Annotated in this window: 15 protein-coding genes; 6 read left to right on the top strand and 9 right to left on the bottom strand. The window is 74.3% G+C overall.

What is annotated here, in order from left to right:
* The first annotated feature begins 122 nt into the window (after window positions 1-122).
* Window positions 123-2,000 (top strand): PAS domain S-box protein, encoded by a 1,878-nt coding sequence (locus tag ABZY31_RS10295; protein WP_356407114.1) that lies wholly within the window; start codon window positions 123-125, stop codon window positions 1,998-2,000.
* A 53-nt stretch (window positions 2,001-2,053) separates the two neighbouring features.
* On the opposite strand, the gene ABZY31_RS10290 is transcribed toward ABZY31_RS10295, so the two are convergent.
* Window positions 2,054-2,743: an AAA family ATPase gene (locus ABZY31_RS10290; RefSeq protein ID WP_356407111.1), complete on the bottom strand. Its 690-nt coding sequence runs from the start codon at window positions 2,741-2,743 to the stop codon at window positions 2,054-2,056.
* A 326-nt stretch (window positions 2,744-3,069) separates the two neighbouring features.
* Here ABZY31_RS10290 and ABZY31_RS10285 point away from each other — a divergent pair, with 326 nt between their 5' ends.
* The 3 genes from ABZY31_RS10285 to ABZY31_RS10275 all read left to right on the top strand — a co-directional run bounded on the left by ABZY31_RS10285 (window position 3,070) and on the right by ABZY31_RS10275 (window position 4,641).
* Window positions 3,070-3,294: a CbtB-domain containing protein gene (locus ABZY31_RS10285; RefSeq protein ID WP_356407108.1), complete on the top strand. Its 225-nt coding sequence runs from the start codon at window positions 3,070-3,072 to the stop codon at window positions 3,292-3,294.
* 19 nt (window positions 3,295-3,313) lie between these two features.
* Window positions 3,314-4,126 (top strand): CbtA family protein, encoded by an 813-nt coding sequence (locus tag ABZY31_RS10280; protein ID WP_356407106.1) that lies wholly within the window; start codon window positions 3,314-3,316, stop codon window positions 4,124-4,126.
* 158 nt (window positions 4,127-4,284) lie between these two features.
* The gene (locus ABZY31_RS10275) at window positions 4,285-4,641 is read left to right on the top strand and encodes a hypothetical protein (protein ID WP_356407103.1); all 357 of its coding nucleotides are present in this window, start codon (window positions 4,285-4,287) and stop codon (window positions 4,639-4,641) included.
* A gap of 26 nt (window positions 4,642-4,667) precedes the next feature.
* Here ABZY31_RS10275 and ABZY31_RS10270 read toward each other — a convergent pair whose 3' ends face one another.
* Complete coding sequence (locus tag ABZY31_RS10270; RefSeq protein ID WP_356407100.1) at window positions 4,668-5,027, bottom strand: metalloregulator ArsR/SmtB family transcription factor; 360 nt, start codon at window positions 5,025-5,027, stop codon at window positions 4,668-4,670.
* Window positions 5,028-5,192: 165 nt separating this feature from the next.
* Here ABZY31_RS10270 and ABZY31_RS10265 point away from each other — a divergent pair, with 165 nt between their 5' ends.
* Entirely contained in the window at window positions 5,193-6,482 is a 1,290-nt protein-coding gene (locus ABZY31_RS10265; RefSeq protein WP_356407097.1) for an MFS transporter, read from the top strand.
* Here ABZY31_RS10265 and ABZY31_RS10260 read toward each other — a convergent pair.
* From ABZY31_RS10260 to ABZY31_RS10230, 7 genes are all read right to left on the bottom strand, one after another.
* Window positions 6,439-7,059 (bottom strand): FMN reductase, encoded by a 621-nt coding sequence (locus tag ABZY31_RS10260; RefSeq protein ID WP_356407094.1) that lies wholly within the window; start codon window positions 7,057-7,059, stop codon window positions 6,439-6,441. The two genes, ABZY31_RS10265 and ABZY31_RS10260, sit on opposite strands and share 44 nt — an antisense overlap.
* Before the next feature lie 58 nt (window positions 7,060-7,117).
* Window positions 7,118-8,212 (bottom strand): LLM class flavin-dependent oxidoreductase, encoded by a 1,095-nt coding sequence (locus ABZY31_RS10255; protein WP_356407091.1) that lies wholly within the window; start codon window positions 8,210-8,212, stop codon window positions 7,118-7,120.
* Between the two features lie 84 nt (window positions 8,213-8,296).
* Entirely contained in the window at window positions 8,297-9,457 is a 1,161-nt protein-coding gene (locus ABZY31_RS10250; RefSeq protein WP_356407088.1) for an NAD(P)-binding domain-containing protein, read from the bottom strand.
* Window positions 9,454-10,077: an antibiotic biosynthesis monooxygenase gene (locus tag ABZY31_RS10245; protein ID WP_356407085.1), complete on the bottom strand. Its 624-nt coding sequence runs from the start codon at window positions 10,075-10,077 to the stop codon at window positions 9,454-9,456. Before ABZY31_RS10245 ends, ABZY31_RS10250 begins: the two co-directional genes overlap by 4 nt.
* Window positions 10,070-11,491: an aldehyde dehydrogenase family protein gene (locus ABZY31_RS10240; protein WP_356407083.1), complete on the bottom strand. Its 1,422-nt coding sequence runs from the start codon at window positions 11,489-11,491 to the stop codon at window positions 10,070-10,072. The genes ABZY31_RS10245 and ABZY31_RS10240 overlap by 8 nt, the downstream gene beginning before the upstream one ends.
* Window positions 11,492-11,532: 41 nt before the next feature.
* Entirely contained in the window at window positions 11,533-13,056 is a 1,524-nt protein-coding gene (locus ABZY31_RS10235) for a GMC oxidoreductase (protein ID WP_356407080.1), read from the bottom strand.
* A gap of 89 nt (window positions 13,057-13,145) precedes the next feature.
* On the bottom strand, window positions 13,146-15,884 hold the full coding sequence (locus tag ABZY31_RS10230) for an AAA family ATPase (protein WP_356407077.1): 2,739 nt from the start codon (window positions 15,882-15,884) through the stop codon (window positions 13,146-13,148).
* 171 nt (window positions 15,885-16,055) lie between these two features.
* On the opposite strand from ABZY31_RS10230, the gene ABZY31_RS10225 reads away from it, so the two are divergent.
* Window positions 16,056-16,931, top strand: a complete 876-nt coding sequence (locus tag ABZY31_RS10225; protein ID WP_356407074.1) for a catalase — start codon at window positions 16,056-16,058, stop codon at window positions 16,929-16,931.
* Window positions 16,932-16,975 lie beyond the last annotated feature (44 nt).

Genomic DNA, 16,975 nt, shown 5'->3' with positions numbered 1-16,975 from the left:
GGGTGCGTAGATGTGTTCACACTCGGTCAAATGTGGGGGGATCCCGGTCATCACAGGGCGCGGTTTCCGGCCGCGTGGTCGGATGTTCCCCTCTGCGGGATCCGGCGAGTGCGAGGCACGGCATGGCAGCGACGACCGAAGAACCCTTCCGGGCCCTGCTGGAAGCGGCACCGGACGCGATGGTGATCGTGGACGACGCCGGAGTGATCCGCCTGGTGAACGCCCAGACCGAGGCGCTCTTCGGCTACCCCCGCGAGGAACTCCTGGGGCGGTCCATCGACGTCCTGGTGCCCGAGCGGTTCCGGGGCCAGCACCCCGGTCACCGCCGCGGCTACGCGGCCAGCCGGCAGGTGCGCCCGATGGGCGCGGGCCTGGAGCTCCACGGCCTGCGCCGGGACGGGCGCGAGTTCCCCGTGGAGATCAGCCTGAGCCCGCTGGAGACCCCCGAAGGGCTGCTGATCTCGGCCGCCGTGCGGGACGTCAGCGAGCGCCGGGCCGCCGACGCGCGCTTCCGCGCCCTGCTGGAGGCGGCGCCCGACGCGATGGTGATCGTCGACGAGCGGGGCACCGTCCAACTGGTCAACGCGCAGACCGAGACGCTCTTCGGATACGCCCGCGAGGACCTGCTGGGGCGGCCGGTCGAGCTCCTCGTACCGGACCGGTTCGGGGGCCACCACTCCGCCTTCCGCGAGGGCTACTTCGTCAACCGGCAGGTCCGGCCGATGGGCGCGGGCCTGGAGCTCTACGGATTGCGCCGCGACGGCGCCGAGTTCCCCGTCGAGATCAGCCTCAGCCCCCTGGAGACCCCCGACGGCACGCTCGTCTCCGCCGCGATCCGCGACGTCACCGAACGCAAGGCCGCCGAGGAGATGCTCGCCCGGCTCTACGAACAGCAGCGCCACGTCGCCCTCACCCTCCAGCGCAGCCTCATGGGTTCGCCGCCCGACGTCCCGGGCATGCCGACGGCCAGCCGCTACTTCCCGGCGCGCCAGGGCGCCGGGGTGGGCGGGGACTGGTTCGACCTGATCCCGCTGGGCGGCGGCCGGGTCGGCGTGATGATCGGCGACGTGATGGGACGCGGACTGGACGCCGCCGCCGTCATGGGGCAGCTGCGGTCGGCCTCCCACGCCCTGGCCAAGACCGGGATGCCGCCCTGGCAGTTGATGCGCGCCCTGGACGCGGTGGTGAGCGAACTCCCGGACCAGTTCGTCACCTGCTGCTACCTCGTGGTCGACGCCGACGCGGCCGAGGTCACCGTCTGCTCGGCCGGACACCTGCCCGTCCTGCTGGCCGGTCCCGGCGGCGAGGTGACCCGGCTCCCGGCGGACGTGAGCGTCCCGCTCGGCGTCGGCGAGGTCCCCCACCACGAGAGCCGGCACCGGGTACCGCCCGGATCGGTCCTGGCGCTCTACACGGACGGACTGGTGGAGACCCCGGGCAGCGACATCGAATCCCAGGTGGACGGGCTGGCAGTGGCCTTGGAGAAGGGCCTCGCGACGACCGAGTGCCTGGAGACCGCGGCGGACCGGCTGCTGGCGGAGCTGCTGCCGGACGCCGACGACAACGCGGACGACGTCACCCTGCTGCTCGTGCGCATCCCCGAGGCCCCGGCCACCTCGCGGACCGTGGTCCTGCCGGCCGAACCGGGCAGCGTGGGCGAGGGCCGCCGGTTCCTGCGCGCCACCCTGGCCGCGTGGGGCAGGGAGGACGACCACCTGCGGGAGACGGCGTGCCTGCTGGCGTCCGAGCTCCTGTCCAACGCGGTGCGGCACGCAGTCGGCCCGCTCAAGCTCAAACTGCGCCAGGCGGGGCGCGAGCTGGGGGTCGAGGTCTGCGACGGGAGTCCCGTCCTGCCCCAGGCCCGGTTCGCCGCCCCGGACGCGGAGTCGGGCCGCGGCCTGCTCCTCGTCGACTCCCTCGCCAGCTCCTGGGGCACCCTCCCGACGGCGGAGGGCAAGGCCGTCTGGTTCTCCCTGCCGCTGCCCGGCCCACGCGGCTGACGGCGGGCGTTCACGGGCGCGCGCCGCACCCGGGCCCGTGCACGCCGACCCCCTCAGCCGGGTGGACGGCCGAACCGCACCGCGGTGACCCGGTCGCGCTGGCCCCGGTCGAGCAGGACCACGGAGTCGATGCCCGGCGCGGCGGCCGCGCCGTCGCGTGCGAGGCGCGACAGGAACCGGGCCAGCCCGCGCCGGTGGACGCCGAAGACCCGGCGCGAGGCCACCCGTCGACGGGCGAGCTGGCCGGAGAGGGCCTCGCGCGGGCCGACGTCCAGGACGACCAGGTGCAGGGGGCGTCCGGCCCGGCGCGCGGTGCGGACGAGCCAGCGGCGCATCCAGGGCCTGCTGCCGCAGTCGTGGACGAGGAGCGGGCCGCCCCGGCGCATCGCGGACCGCGTGCCCGCCATGTGCCACAGCCGGGCCCACGGACGGTACGCGGCGTACGGGAGCCAGCCGGGCATCCGGGACGCGAAGGCGGTGCGGGTGGCGCGCGGGTCGATCACGGCGGCGGCCCCCGACCAGGCGCGCAGCAGGGTGCTCTTGCCGCTGCCCGGAAGTCCGGCGACGACGACCGCCGCGCCGCGGGGGTAGGCCAGCAGGACGTCCCGGCCGGCGTCCCCCCGGAGGTCGACTATTCCCCGCGGGGATATGCGGTGGCCGGGGCATCGGGTGCCGGGGCCGGTGACCGGCCCCGGGCCCCGGCTCCGCGCCGTTGCGCGCTCGGCGCTGATGGGTGCACTCACTGGTGGTGGGCCGTCCGGTACGAGGTCTGGAAGGGCCCGAGACTACGCGAGGCCCCGCGCCGGCGGCCGGGACCGGACGCCCGCCGTCGCCCCGGGACCGTCCACGGACGGGCCGCCCCTTTGGCGGTATGGCATGTACGCGGTACGGTCGCAGCGATATCGACGACGGCAGGACGGAAGCCCGGTGCAACTCCGGCACGGTCGCGCCACTGTGTAGCCGGGATCCGCCACCTCACGAGGGAGCGGATGCCGGTCAGTCAGACCCGAGAGCCGTCGTTCCTGCTCCACCGAATGGGACGCGCTGTTCCCAAGGAGGTTCTGCTGCCATGGCTCAGTCCACCGTCGCCCCCGCCGTTTCCCCCGCCATCGGGGCCGGCGCGCCGCTCCCGCTGCGCGCCGTCCTGCCCTGGGCCCTCTTCGTGGGGACGCTCATGCTCGTCGCCCTCTACTTCGTCGGCGCCGAGCAGGGCGCCACGTCGGTCTTCGCGGGCAAGGAGGTGCACGAGTGGGTGCACGACGGCCGCCACCTGCTCGGTTTCCCCTGCCACTGATACGCGGGGGACACCACTCATGCACGCAGCAACCGTCAGACGGCTCCTCGTCCGCGGCATGGTCGCGGGCCTGCTCGCCGGCCTGATCGCCTTCGCCTTCGCCTACGTGGTCGGCGAGCCGTCGATCAACGACTCCATCGCCCTGGAGCAGACGCAGTCCGCTCCGGCGGGCCACGCCCACCACGACGCCGGGGCGGCGCCCGCCGCGGACGAGGAGGAGGAACTCGTCAGCCGCTCGGTGCAGTCGACCTTCGGGCTGGCCACCGGACTGCTCGTCTACGGGGTCGCGCTGGGCGGGCTCGCCTCCCTGGCGTTCTGCTTCGCCTTCGGGCGCATCGGGCGCTTCGGTCCGCAGGCGACGGCGGCGCTCGTCGCCGCCGGCACCTTCACCACCGTCTACCTGGTGCCGTTCCTCAAGTACCCGGCGACCCCGCCGGCGGTCGGCAATCCGGACACCATCGGTCAGCGCACCACGCTGTTCTTCCTGATGATCCTGCTCAGCGTGCTGCTCGCGGTGGGGGCCGTCGTCATCGGACGGAGGCTGGCGCCGCGCCTGGGCAACTGGAACGCCACCGTGGCCGCCGGGGTCGGCTTCGCCGTCGTCATGGCGGTCCTCTTCCTCGTGCTGCCGGACAACGGTGACGCGGTGAAGGAGACCTTCCCGGCCGCCCTGCTGTGGGACTTCCGCATGGCCTCCCTGGGCATGCAGGCCGTCCTGTGGGCCGGATTCGGCCTGATCTTCGGCGCGCTGACGGAGCGTCTCCTTGCGCCCCGGCCCGCACACCGGGACGGTGACGCCGTGGCGGAGCCGGTACGGCCCGCCACCGGCTGATCCCCGGGTGGTGCGGGGGGCCGTCGTGCGGGTGGGCGGCCCCCCGCGCTTTTCATGATTCCTGGTGGCCCACGGTTTTCGCGGGTACAGGTTCCAGCAGCAACGGCCGGCGGCGAGCAGCCGCGACGGGCCACCGATGACGGGAGAACGCAGTGCGGATGGGCAGAACAGCGGGATGGGTCACGGCACTTGTGCTGGCCGGGCTCTTGGCGGGGCCGCAGGCGAGCGCGCAGGCGGCCCCCGTACGGACCCACGCGGTCAGCGCCGTGGCCGGCGGCGGCGTCGGGGGCCAGGTGCCCGTCGCACCGACCGCGGGCGAGCGGCAGCTCGCGGCCGGGAGCACCGTCGCGGACAAGAAGGCGGACAAAAAGAAGAGCAGCAAGAAGAAGAAAAAGAGCGGGTTCTTCAAGAAGCTCGGCGCCGCCGCGGTCGTGGTCGTCCTGCTGATCGTGATCGCGGTCGTCGTGCTGATCGTCTTCGCCGTCCGCCGCTCCCGGCGCCGCGGCCAGGGATAGGGCCACCGGCCCCCGCCCTCCCGGGGTCAGTCGTGGGGGGCCTCGCCGCTCACCCGGTGGTCGGCGTGGCTGAGGGCCTCCACGACGAGGCGGCGCAGGTGCCCGTCGCCGAGCCGGTAGACGACGTGCCGCCCCTCCCGGCGGGTCTCGACGAGCCCCGCCAGCCGGAGCTTCGCCAGGTGCTGGCTCACCGCGGTGCGCGAGGCCGAGCACCGCTCGGCGAGCGAGCCGACATCCGCTTCGTGCTGGGCGAGGAGCCACAGCAGGTGCAGCCGGGTGGCGTCGGAGAGCAGCGCGAAGACCGCCGCGGCCTCGCTCAGGCGGGCGTCGTCGGGGGCGCGCAGGTGTGACGCGGTGGCAACGGGGGCTGGCTCGCTGACGGGCATGCGACCAGGGTATGTCGGCCGTTCCCGCGGCCTCCGCCGCCTCCACCCGCACCCCCGCCCGCGCGCCGCGTGCGCGGGCAGCATCGGGAGTACATGTGCGCAGTTGCGCACATGACGCTAGGGTGGAGACGTCCCGCAGCGCCGTACCCCGTGAAGGACGCCCGCATGCTCTCCGTGCTCCGCAACCGCGCCTACCGCCGCCTGTTCACCGCCCAGGTGATCGCCCTGGTCGGTACGGGCCTGGCCACGGTCGCCCTGGGCCTGCTCGCCTACGACATCGCGGGCCCCCGGGCCGGATCGGTGCTCGGCACGGCCCTCGCGATCAAGATGGTCGCCTACGTCGCCATCGCGCCGGCGATCGGCGTCGTCGCGCACCGGATCCCGCGCCGCGCCCTGATGGCCGGGTCCGACCTCGTCCGCGCCGGGGTGGCCCTGGCGCTGCCCTTCGTCGACCAGGTGTGGCAGGTCTACGTCCTGATCTTCGCCCTCCAGGCAGCCTCCGCGGCCTTCACGCCGACCTTCCAGGCGGTCATCCCCGACGTACTGCCCGAGGAGCGCGACTACACCCGGGCGCTGTCCCTCTCCCGCCTCGCCTACGACCTGGAGAGCCTGTTCAGTCCGGCGCTCGCGGCCGCCCTCATGACCTTCATGAGCTACGGCCTGCTCTTCCTCGGCACGGTCGCCGGGTTCCTCGCCTCCGCCGCACTCGTCGTCTCCGCGGTCCTGCCCGCGCGGGCGCCCCAGCCGGAGCGGGCGGGCGGGGCCTACGCCGCGGCCACCGCGGGGAGCCGGCTGTTCTTCCGGGTGCCGCGCCTGCGGGCCCTGCTGTGCCTCGACCTCGCGGCCGCGGCCGCGAGCGCCCTGGTCACCGTCAACACCGTCGTCTACGTCCGCGACCGCCTCGGCCGCTCCGGCGGCGACGTCGCCTTCGCCCTGGGCGCCTACGGTGCGGGCTCCATGCTGGTCGCCCTGCTGCTGCCGCGGCTCCTCGACCGGGTCGCCGACCGCGCCGTCATGCTGCGCGGCGCCGCGCTGCTGACCGCGGTGTTCGCCGCGGTCGGCGTGGTCACCGCGGCTCCCGGCGGCGCCTGGCGCTGGCCCGCGCTCCTCGGCGCGTGGGCGGCCTTCGGAGCCGGGTGCGCCCTGGTCCTCACCCCGACGGGCCGGGTCATCCACCGCTCGGCCCCGCCGGGGGAGCGCACGGCCGCCTTCGCCGCCCACTTCTCCCTCTCCCACGGCGCCTGGCTGCTCACCTATCCGCTGGCGGGCTGGGTCGGAGCCACGGCCGGACTGCTCGCCGCCGTCGTCGTCCTCGGCGTGACCGGTCTGGCCGCGGCCGTGGCGGCGATGCGGCTCTGGCCCGCCCGCGACGCCGCGGACGCGCCCCCCGTCCCCGGCGGCGGGCGCGCCGTCACCGCTCGTACAGGCCGGCCAGCCGCTGCGCGAAGGGCGTGACGTCCTCGAACGCGTCGGCCGTCGCCCCTGCGCGGCCGCGGCCCTCGGAGAGCTGGTCGGCCAGCTCCCCGGCGGCGCGCTCGATCCGGGACGCGAGGCCGTCCGTGGTCCCCCAGTCCTCGGAGGCGGCGTAGACGCCGGTCGGCAGGACCAGGGCGCGCAGGTACGCGAACAGGGGGCGCAGTCCGTGTTCCAGGGCGAGGGAGTGCCGGGCCGTGCCGCCGGTCGCGGCGATGAGGACCGGCGTCCCCGTCAGGGCGTCCTTGTCGAGGACGTCGAAGAACGATTTGAACAGCCCGCTGTAGGACGCGGTGAAGACCGGGGTCACGGCGATCAGGGCGTCGGCCCGGGCGGCCGCGTCCAGCGCCTCCCGCAGCCGTCCGACCGGGAAGCCGGTGGTCATGGCCGTGGCGATGTCGACGGCGAGGTCGCGCAGTTCGACCGTCTCCACCTCCACCGTCACCCCGCGCTCCGCGAGGAGCCGGTGGGTCGCGCCGGTGAGGCGGTCGGTCAGCAGGCGGGTCGAGGAGGGCCGGCTCAGGCCGGCGGTGACCGCGACCAGTCGCAGGGTGCTCATGGTGGTCCGCTTTCTGGGTGGGGGTGTGGTTTCCGGGGGCCGGGCCGGGGGCCGCGGGTCAGGTGGTCGCGGGCGCCTGGGCGTCGCGCGCCGCGACGAGGGAGGCGTGCGTGGGCGCGTCCGGCACTCCGGCGGGCCGGCCGATCGCGAACTCCTTGCGCAGGACCGGGACGACGTGCTCGCCGAGGAGGTCGATCTGCTCCAGGACGGTCTTCAGCGGCAGGCCCGCGTGGTCCACGAGGAACAGCTGGCGCTGGTAGTCGCCCGCGTAGTCGCGGAAGGACAGCGTCCGCTCGATGACCTGTTGCGGCGAGCCGACGGTGAGCGGCGTCTCGCGGGCGAAGTCCTCCAGTGACGGGCCGTTTCCGTAGACCGGCGCGCGGTCGAAGTACGGGCGGAACTCCCGGACCGCGTCCTGGCTGTTGGCGCGCATGAACACGTGACCGCCCAGGCCCACGATCGCCTGCTCCTCGGTGCCGTGGCCGTAGTGGGCGTAACGGCGCCGGTAGAGCCGGACCATCCTCTCGGTGTGCTCCTTGGGCCAGAAGATGTTGTTGTGGAAGAACCCGTCACCGTAGAAGGCGGCCTGTTCCGCGATCTCGGGGGAGCGGATCGAGCCGTGCCAGACGAAGGGCGCGACGCCGTCCAGCGGCCGGGGAGTGGACGTGAACGACTGGAGCGGCGTACGGAACCGGCCTTCCCAGTCCACCGATTCCCGGCGCCACAGCTGGTGCAGCAGCTCGTAGTTCTCCAGCGCCAGGTCGATGCCGTCGCGGATGTCCTTGCCGAACCACGGGTAGACCGGGCCGGTGTTGCCGCGCCCCATCATCAGGTCCACCCGGCCCTCGGCCAGGTGCTGGAGCATGGCGTAGTCCTCGGCGATCTTCACCGGGTCGTTGGTGGTGATCAGCGTCGTGGACGTCGACAGCAGCAGCGTGCTGGTCCTGGCGGCGATCCAACCGAGCATCGTGGTGGGGGAGGAGGGGACGAACGGCGGGTTGTGGTGCTCACCGGTGGCGAAGACGTCGAGGCCCGCCTGCTCCGCGTGGAGGGCGATGGTGGTCATGGCCTTGATGCGCTCGTGCTCGGTGACCGTCGTGCCGGTGGTGGGGTCCTCGGTCAGGTCGCCCACGGTGAAGATGCCGAACTGCATCCCGCTCATTCTTCCCACTCCCATGTTGTTGACTATTTAACTATATGGCCTGTAACCGAGGACCCCGCGGCTGAATTCCCGTGATCAGGAAGAGACGAACAGCTCGTCCTGCCGGTCGACGTACGGCTGGAAGAGCGCCGCGGGCCAGTTGGGATCGACGTCCGAGACCCGCTCGATCACCTTCCACACCCCCGCGCGCCGTTCGAACCGGTCCTGGTAGGTGCCCGTCGACACCACTCCCTGGCCGCCCTCCTTCCAGTGGACGAGCCAGCGCCAGGACACGACGGCCGTGTCGCCCCCGCCCTCGATCTCGAACCAGCCGACGTCGTGGAACCACTTGTCCAGCGGGAACACGCTGTGCGCGTAGTCGTAGAGGCTCTTGAGCCCGTCGGGCCCGGTGAAGGTCTGCGTCCGCAGGTCGTTCACCGTGAAGGCGGCTTCCGGCCAGTAGAGGCCGGTGTACGCGTCGGCCGAGGTGCGGCTCGCGTCGTTGTCGATGGCGCGCTGGTGGCGCACGAGCTGCTCGTAGATCTCGAACCGGTCGAGGGCGGTGAGCGGGGAGAGGGCGGCGAGCGCCTCGCTCCGGCTCACGGCCCTGCCCAGCGCGCCGAACTCGTGGAGGTCACCGAAGACCTCGATGCGGATCGACTGGTCGAGGCCGCCGACCCGGACCGGGTCGAAGCCGGCCGCGCTGATCAGGGCGGCGACCACCTCGCCGGCCGGCTCGTCGTCCGAGGCGTAGAACCCGACCGCCGGCTCCGGGGTCCTGCGGGACGCGGCCGACAGGGTGTCCGCGGAGAGCGTGCCGAAGGCCTTGACGAGAGCGGCGCCCGCCGGGGCGAGGGCGGCCAGGATCTGGCCCGAGGACTCCTCGGCGCCGATCGTCTTGACGAAGCCGCCGCTGCCGTCCGGGGCGATCGGGTTGGACGGGTCGACGAGGATCTTGCCCGACAGCGCGTCGCCGTACCGGGCGAGGAGCTCCTTCGCGGCGTCCAGCCAGACGGCGAGGACGATCACGTCGGCCTTCTCGACCGCCTCGTCGACGGTCACCGCCGTGGCGAGAGAGCCCAGCGAGGCGGCGAGGGACCGCGCGCCGCCCGGGTCGCGGCCGGCGAGCAGCACCGGCACGCCGCCCGCGACGAGGGCGGCGGCCAGGCGCCCGCCGATGTTGCCGGTTCCGATGACGGCCGTGGCGACCGAAGCGCCGGCAGTCGTCGTGGTGGCCGTGGTGGTGGTCGCGGTCATGGGGTCTCCTTCTGTCGGGGGGTGGTGGAGGCGCCGGGGCTGAGCCAGGGGCGCAGGACGCGGGTGACGGCGGGCATCGCGGCGTACGTCATCAGCACGCTGAACAGCACCGCGAAGACGGCCGTCCGCGCCGGGGCGGGCCACGCCGCCAGGTGCGGGGTCAGGACCGCGCCGCCGAGCAGGGAGACGGGGAAGATCCCGAGGGCGGAACCGACCGCCGTCTTCCAGCGCGGCGGGGTGGCGGCCGCGCTTCCCGGCTCGGCGAACCAGCCTTCGATCCCTGTCAGTTCACGCCGCGCGACCTCGGTGTGGCGGTGCCCGGCGCGGGGGGTGAAGAGCGCGGAGCGCTCGGCGGAGCCGGTCCACGCCCGCAGCGACCCGTGGTCGCGGAAGCGGTGGACGAAGATCCACGCCCCGCCGTCCCCGGGCGGCTGGAAGAGGCCGCCCCCGAGGTTGCCGGGGGCGGCGGCCGCCGCGGCCAGAACCTCGCGCGCCCACCGGCGGAAGGACTCCTCGTGGCCCGGCTCGACCACCCGCGCGGCGACCAGGGCCACGTCGGCGCGCCCGGCCAGGACGGTGCCGCGCGCGCCGGCAGGTGCGGGACGCGCCCGGTCAGGCACGCGGCGCGGCGTGGACGTAGTGCTTGGTCTCCTGGAACTCCTCCAGGCCGCGCATCCCGTTCAGCCGGCCCATGCCGGACTGCTTGAAGCCGCCCTCCTCGAACATGTCGTGGACCACGGCCCAGGTGTTGGTCCACACCGTTCCGGCCTGGATCTCGCGCCCGACGCGCAGCGGTCGGTCGACGTCCCGGGTCCAGACGGAGGCGGCCAGGCCGAATTCGGTGGCGTTGGCGCGGGCGACCGCCTCGGCCTCGGTCCCGAAGACCTCGAAGGTGGCGACCGGTCCGAACACCTCCCGCTGCACGATCGGCGCGTCGACGTCCTGGACCTCGACCAGTGAGGGGCGCAGGAACGCGCCGTCGCGCTCGCCCCTGACCAGCACCTTCGCGTACGCGACGGCGTCCGCGACGACGCCCTCGACGCGCCGGGCGTTGCGCTCGTCGATCAGCGGTCCCATCTCGCTGGCCGGATCGTCGCCGGGACCGACCTTCACGGCCTCCAGCGCGGCGGTCATCCGGCGGCGGAACTCGTCCGCCACGCCGCTCTGAACCAGGAGCCGGCTGCCGGTCATGCAGAACTGGCCGGTGAAGGTGGTGATGGCCTTGGTGAGGACCGGCACGGCGAGGTCCAGGTCCGCGTCGTCGAAGACGATCATCGGGCTCTTGCCGCCCAGCTCCAGGGAGAGGCCCTTGAGCGTCGGCGCGGCATTCGCCGCGATCAGCCGGCCGACCGCGGTCGAGCCCGTGTAGCTGATGACGTCCACGTCGGGGGAGGTGATGAGCAGCGGGGCGCCGTCGTTGCCCGACTCGGTGAAGACGTTCATCACGCCGGCCGGCAGGCTCTTCGTCTGCGCGATCAGCTCGCCGAGCAGGCCGTTGACCAGGCCGGTCTGCCCCGGCAGCTTCATGGCGACGGTACAGCCGGCGGCCAGGGCCGGGGCGAAGGACCGGACGGCCAGGACCACGGGGGAGTTCCAGGGAGCGATGACCGCCGCGACGCCCGCGCCCTCGCGCAGCGTCATGGAGTAGAGGCCGGGACGGACCTCGCCGGAGCTGCCGTGGTCACTGAGGGCCAGGGCGGCGTAGTAGCGCAGCTTGGGAACGCTGAGGTCGATCTCGAAGGCCGCCTCGCCGAGGATCTTGCCGTTCTCCCGGGCGAGCAGGGTGACGAACTCGTCGCGCCGCGCCTCCAGGTGGTCGGCCATCTCGAACAGGGCCCGGGCGCGCAGGGTGCGGTCCCGCGCCCAGTCGGTGGTGTCGAAGGCGCGGCGGGCGGCGGCGATCGCGGCCGCCGCCTCCACGGCTCCGGCGTCGGCAAAGGTGCCGAGGACCTTGCCGGTGGACGGGTTGAGCGATTCGGTCCTCGTCAGGGAGTCGACCCACTGGCCGTCGATGTAGTTGCGGGCGTGCTGCATGCGGAATTCCTCCGGGTCGGGAGCGGAAAGGGGTACGGGGGTCAGATCTGGCGGGCTATGTGCTCGGCCGCTGCGATGACGGTCAGGTTGGTGGCCGCCGACGGGACGTCCGGGAAGATCGAGGCGTCGACCACGCGCAGTCCCGGGACTCCACGCACCGCGCCGAGCCGGTCGGTCACGGCCGTCGGGTCGTCGTCCGCGCCCATCGGCGCGGTGGAGGTGGGGTGGTGGTAAGTGTCCAGGGTCGCCGGCATCGACGCCTCGATCTCGGCATCGGTGCGCGCCTGCGGGCCCGGGTTGAGCTCGCGCTCGATCAGAGAGGCCAGCGGCTGGGTGGCGCCGAGCCGGCGGGCCAACTTGACGCCCTCGGCCAGCCGGCGGCGGTCGCCCGGCTCGGCCAGCAGGTTGAGGTCGATGCGGGGCGGATCCTGTGGGTCACGGCTGACCAGGGTCAGGGTGCCCTGTGACTCGGGGCGCACCAGGGCGACCGCCAGGACGAAGCCGACCCCGGTGGGGCTCGTGGCGTGGTCGAAGAGGTGCGTGGCGGTGATGTGCAGGTCCAGCTCACCCTCGGCGGCCCCGGAACCGGCGGTCCACACCTTCGCCCCGATCACCGGCGTCTGCTCGCCCACCCGGTCGGGGACGGCGGCGTACGCGTTGTAGTAGAAGGGGTGGTCCTGGAGCCGCAGCCCGACGGGCAGGTCGGCGACGACCGGGATGTCCAGGGCTTCGAGGTCCTCGGCCGGGCCGATGCCCGAGCGCAGCAGGATCGCCGCGCTGCCGTAGGTGCCCGCGCTGAGGATCACTTCACCGGCGGGGATCTCGGTGCCGTCCGCGAGGACCACACCCGCGGTCCGCCCGCCCGCGAAGGACACCCGGTCGACCAGGACGTCGGCGCGGACGGTCAGGTTGGGCCGGGCGCGGACCGCCGCGGTCAGGTAGGCCATGCCGGTGTTCACCCGGATGCCGTCCCGCACGTTCATCGGATACGGGCCGACGCCCTCCGGGTCGGCGCCGTTGAAGTCGTCCACGGCGCGGATGCCGTCCGCGAGGGCCGCGTCCACGAAGGCGCGCTCCATGGTGCTGAGGTCCTCCCGGGTGAGCTGGACGACGGGGAGCGGGCCGGTGCGGCCGTGCAGGTCGTCGTCGCCCGTCCCGGTGGACTCCAGCGCCTTGAACGCGGGGAGGAGGTCCTCGTACGACCACCCTTCGAGCCCGCGCCCGGACCAGCGGGCGAAGTCGGAGGGCAGGGCGCGGACCGCGACCGAACCGTTGACGGCGGAGCTACCGCCGAGGACCTTGCCGCGGTAGGCGGCGACGGGGTGTCCGATGTGCCCCGGCTCCGTGGCGTACCCCCAGTCGTGGCCGGTGTAGCCGCCCAGGAGGCTGCTGTCGGCGATTGCGTCGGGGTAGGCGTCCGGCTCGTACGCCGGGCCGGCCTCCAGGAGCAGGACGCGGCGGGCCGGGTCCTCGCTGAGACGGGCGGCGAGCACGGCGCCGGCCGAACCGCCCCCTACGACGAGGGTGGGCAGGGACGCGGTGCCGGGGTGCGGTGTGTCGTTCATGGGGACGACGCTAGGCAGCCGCGGCCCGCTGCGAATCGGTCACCGCATGGGTCATCGCCCAGGTCAGGGGCCCGGCGCCACCCGGAGGGTCATCCGGTCAGCCGCAGTCCGTTGTCGAAGTCCACCCGGGCCAGTTCGGCGCGGGCCACGATGCCCAGCTTCGGGAAGACGTTGGCGAGGTGGTGGCCCACCGTCCGGGGGCTGATCAGGAGCTGGACGGCGATCTCGCGGTTGGTCAGCCCGTCCGCGCCGAGCCGGGCCACCCGCATCTCCTGCGGGGTCAGCAGGGGTTCCCCGCCGGTCCCGTACGACTCGGCGCGGCGCAGTCGCTGGCCCGTCAGCTCCTGCTCGTGCAGGCTCCGCTCCAGCAACGGTGCGGCGCCCAGGCGCTGGAAGGTCTCCGCCGCCTCGGCCAGTTGCACCCGGGCGTCGGTCCTGCGCCGGGCCCGCCGCAGCCACTCGCCGTAGAGCAGTCGCGTACGGGCGTGGGCGAAGGGATGATCCGCCGCACCCGGCACCGACAGGGCGCCCAGGAACAGCTCCTCCGCGCCGTCCTGCGCGAGCAGCGCTGCGCTGCGCAGCGCCGCTGCCTCGGCCCAGACCGCCCCGGTGTCCCGGGCCCAGTCCTGGAGACACCGCAGCGCGTCCGCTCCCGCCGCGCAGAGCCCCGCGCTGCTCGCCGCCTCCACCGTGTCGGCCGCCGCGAGCAGCGCGAACGTCGCGTGCGCCGCCCGGTGTCCGGGCTCGGCCAACCGCAGCAGGACCTCCAGGGCCTCCTGCGCGCGGCCCGCGAACAGGGCCGCCATGCCCCGGTTCCAGTAGGCGGCGGCCGTCAGCGCCCGCACTCCGCGCGGCACCGACAACTCCATTGTCCGCGCGGTCAGTTCGCGGACCGACCGCTCGTCCCCCCGCAGGGCGGCGAGCCAGGCGAGCGTGTTGCGGCACTGCGAGGCCGCGTGGCCGGCGCCGATCTCCTCGGCCACGCGCAATGTGTCCGCGGCGTTGGCCGCCGCCTGTGTCCACCGCCCGCGCACGATGTCGATCGTCGCCGTCTGCGGCACGGTCAGCGTCAGGGCGCTGACCGCCCCCGTCCGGCGCAGCGTCTCCAGCTCGCGCTGGTACGCCCGGGCCAGCGGCTGCTCCACTCCCCAGGCCACGGCCAGGGGCGCGGGCGGGATCAGGTGCCAGGACGCACTGCCGAGCAGGGCGAAGGCCTCGTCCGCGCGGGGCGGCGTACCGGTGCCGGGGCCCTTCCCCCACCACTGCTTGATCAGGGGCAGCAGCGCGGCCGCGGCGCCCCCGTCGCCGGGGTCGCCCCCCAGCTCCTCCAGCCGCCGCAGCGCCTCGGCCTGCCGTTCGGCGGACCCGCCGGACCAGCCGGCCCGGACCGCCAGGCACGCAAGCCGTACGGCCTGCTCGGGCTCGGCCACGGCACGGGTGGCGTCCAGCAGCAGCCGGTGCGCCCGCTCCTGGTCCCCGTGCGCGAACTCGATGACGCCCCGCAGCCCTTCGCTCGCGCGGATCACCGCGTCCCCCTCCGCCAGCCGGTCCGCCCGGTCCAGCAGCTCCCGCGCCGTGGCCACCTGCCCGTCGCCCCACGCGGCCAGCGCCCCGAGCGCGAGCCGCCGGGCGGCGTCCGCCGGTACGGGCGACAGCTCGGCCGCCCGGCGCAGCGCCCGCGCCGCCGAGGCGTACCCTCCTCGCGTCCAGCCGCTGCGCGCGCTGTCTTCGAGGAGGGCGGCCACCTCCTCGTCGGCCGTGTCGGCAGCGGCCGCCAGGTGCCAGGCGCGCAGGTCGCCGCCCTGCGCGCCGTGCAGGGCCCGCGCCAGGGCACGGTGCGCCGATTGCCGCCGCGCGAAGGGGGCTTCCTCGTACACGACGGCGGCCACCAGCGCGGTGCGCAGCCGGATCCGCCCGTCCGCGACGAGGAGCAGCCCGGAACGCACGGCCTCGTCCCAGGCAGCCGTGCCCGCCCCGAGCGCGGCCGCCGCCTCGCGCACCGCGTGCGGGTCCCCCAGGTCCTCGGCCGCCGCGACCAGGAGCACGGTCCGGGCGAGCGGGGAGAGCCGGGCGGTGCGGGCGCCGAAGGCGCGCCGCAACAGGGGGCCGACGGGAATGCGCTCCCCGCTCTCTCCGGGCTCCGCGCCGCCCTCGTCGACGGTGGGCAGCTCGCGGAGCGCCAGCGGATTCCCGGCGGCCATCCGGACCGTCCGGCGCACGCTCTCCGCATCTGCCCCGGGCCGGTCGTGACGTACGAGATCACCCGCGTCGCCGTCGGGCAACGGGGTCACCTCCAGGCCGGGCAGCAGCTCCCAGAGGCCGTCGGCCGCGGGGTCGCCGTGGCCGGTGAACAGCAGAGCGACCGGTTCGGTGCGCAGTCTGCGGACGACGAAGGCCAGGCACTCGGCAGTCGGCTCGTCGAGCAGGTCCGCGTTGTCCACGGTGATGAGCACCGGCTTCGCGCAGGCGAGTTCGGAGAGCAGCGTGAGGGTGGCCACCCCGATGAGGAAGCGGTCCGCCGCGTCCCCGCTGTGCCCCAGGGCCCCGTGCAGCGCGGCCGCCTGGGGCGGGGGCAGCGCGTCGATCCGGTCCGCGGCCGGCCAGAGCAGCTCGTGCAGTGCCGCGAAGGCCAGCCCGGATTCCATCCGGGTGCCGCGGCAGCTCAGTACCGTGAAGTCGGCCGCCGCGGTGGTCGCGTACTCCAGCAGCGCGGTCTTTCCGATGCCCGGGTCGCCCCAGAGCATCAGGGCCGAACCGGCGCCCTTGCGCGCTCCGTGGAGGACGCCGTCGAGCTCCGTCTTGTGCTTGTCCCGGCCGAACAGAATCATTTCTCGCCATCCGTGCAACATCGTTCCCGTGGTGCTTGGTGCTTGGTGCTTGGTGCTTGGTGCTTGGTGCGTCGTGCGTGCGGTACGTCGTGCGGGTGACGCGCGTGGGCGTCCTCGCGACCGATACGGTGACCGATGCGCCGGGCGGGGCCCGTCCCTACGGTCGTCCTCATGAACAGCGATACGCAGGCCCGGGGCGCTCACCTCGTGGAACAACTGGCCGCGGCCACCGGCGCCGATCCCGGGAGGCGGCTGCTGCACGCCCGGGGGGCCTGGGCGCAAGGGGAGTTCGCCCCGTCCCCCGCGGCCGCCGCCCTCAGCACGGCCGCGGTCTTCACCGCCCCCCGCACGCCGGTGACGGCCCGCTTCTCCACGACGCTGGGCGGCTCCGGCGGGCACGACGGGGACCCCGGAGACCAGGGTCTCGCGCTCCGCGCGGGGGATCTGGACCTCGTCACCTTCACGCTCCCGGTCTTCTTCGTCCGTACCGGGGCGGACCTGATCGACTTCTTCCGGGCCACCCGGTCGGACGACCCGGCGGCCTTCCCGGCCTTCCTGCGCGCCCACCCGGAGGCCGCCACCGCGCTGGGCTTCGCGGGCAAGGCCCGGCCCGCCACGAGCTTCACCGGGGTGACCTACCACGCGGTGCACTCCTTCGGGCTGGTGGACGCGGCGGGCACCGGCCGCTGGGTACGGCTGAGCCTGCGGCCCCTGCGCCCGCTGCCCTCCCTGGACCGTGAGCAGGCCCTGGCGCTGCCGGCCGACTACCTCGCACGGGACCTCACCGACCGCCTGCCGGCCGCCTTCGAGCTGACGGCCCACCTTCCGGACCCGGCGGACGAGCTGCACGACCCGACCCGGCTGTGGACCGGTACGGAGACGGTCGCGCTCGGCACCCTCACCCTCACCCGTCCCCGGGAACCGGCCACGGAAGCGGAGTTCGACCCGCTGCGCCTGCCGCAGGGCATCACGGCCCCGCAGGACCGGCTGTCCAAGGACCGCAGCGCTGCCTACGCGCAGGCGCGTCGGCGCCGGTCCGCCGAGTAGGGCGGACGGACCCCGAACGTCCACCGCGGCCGGTGGAGATCTCA

Source organism: Streptomyces sp. NPDC006529, assembly GCF_040611795.1.
Classification (GTDB): Bacteria; Actinomycetota; Actinomycetes; order Streptomycetales; family Streptomycetaceae; genus Streptomyces.
This window is presented reverse-complemented; position numbering and strand designations above follow the sequence as displayed.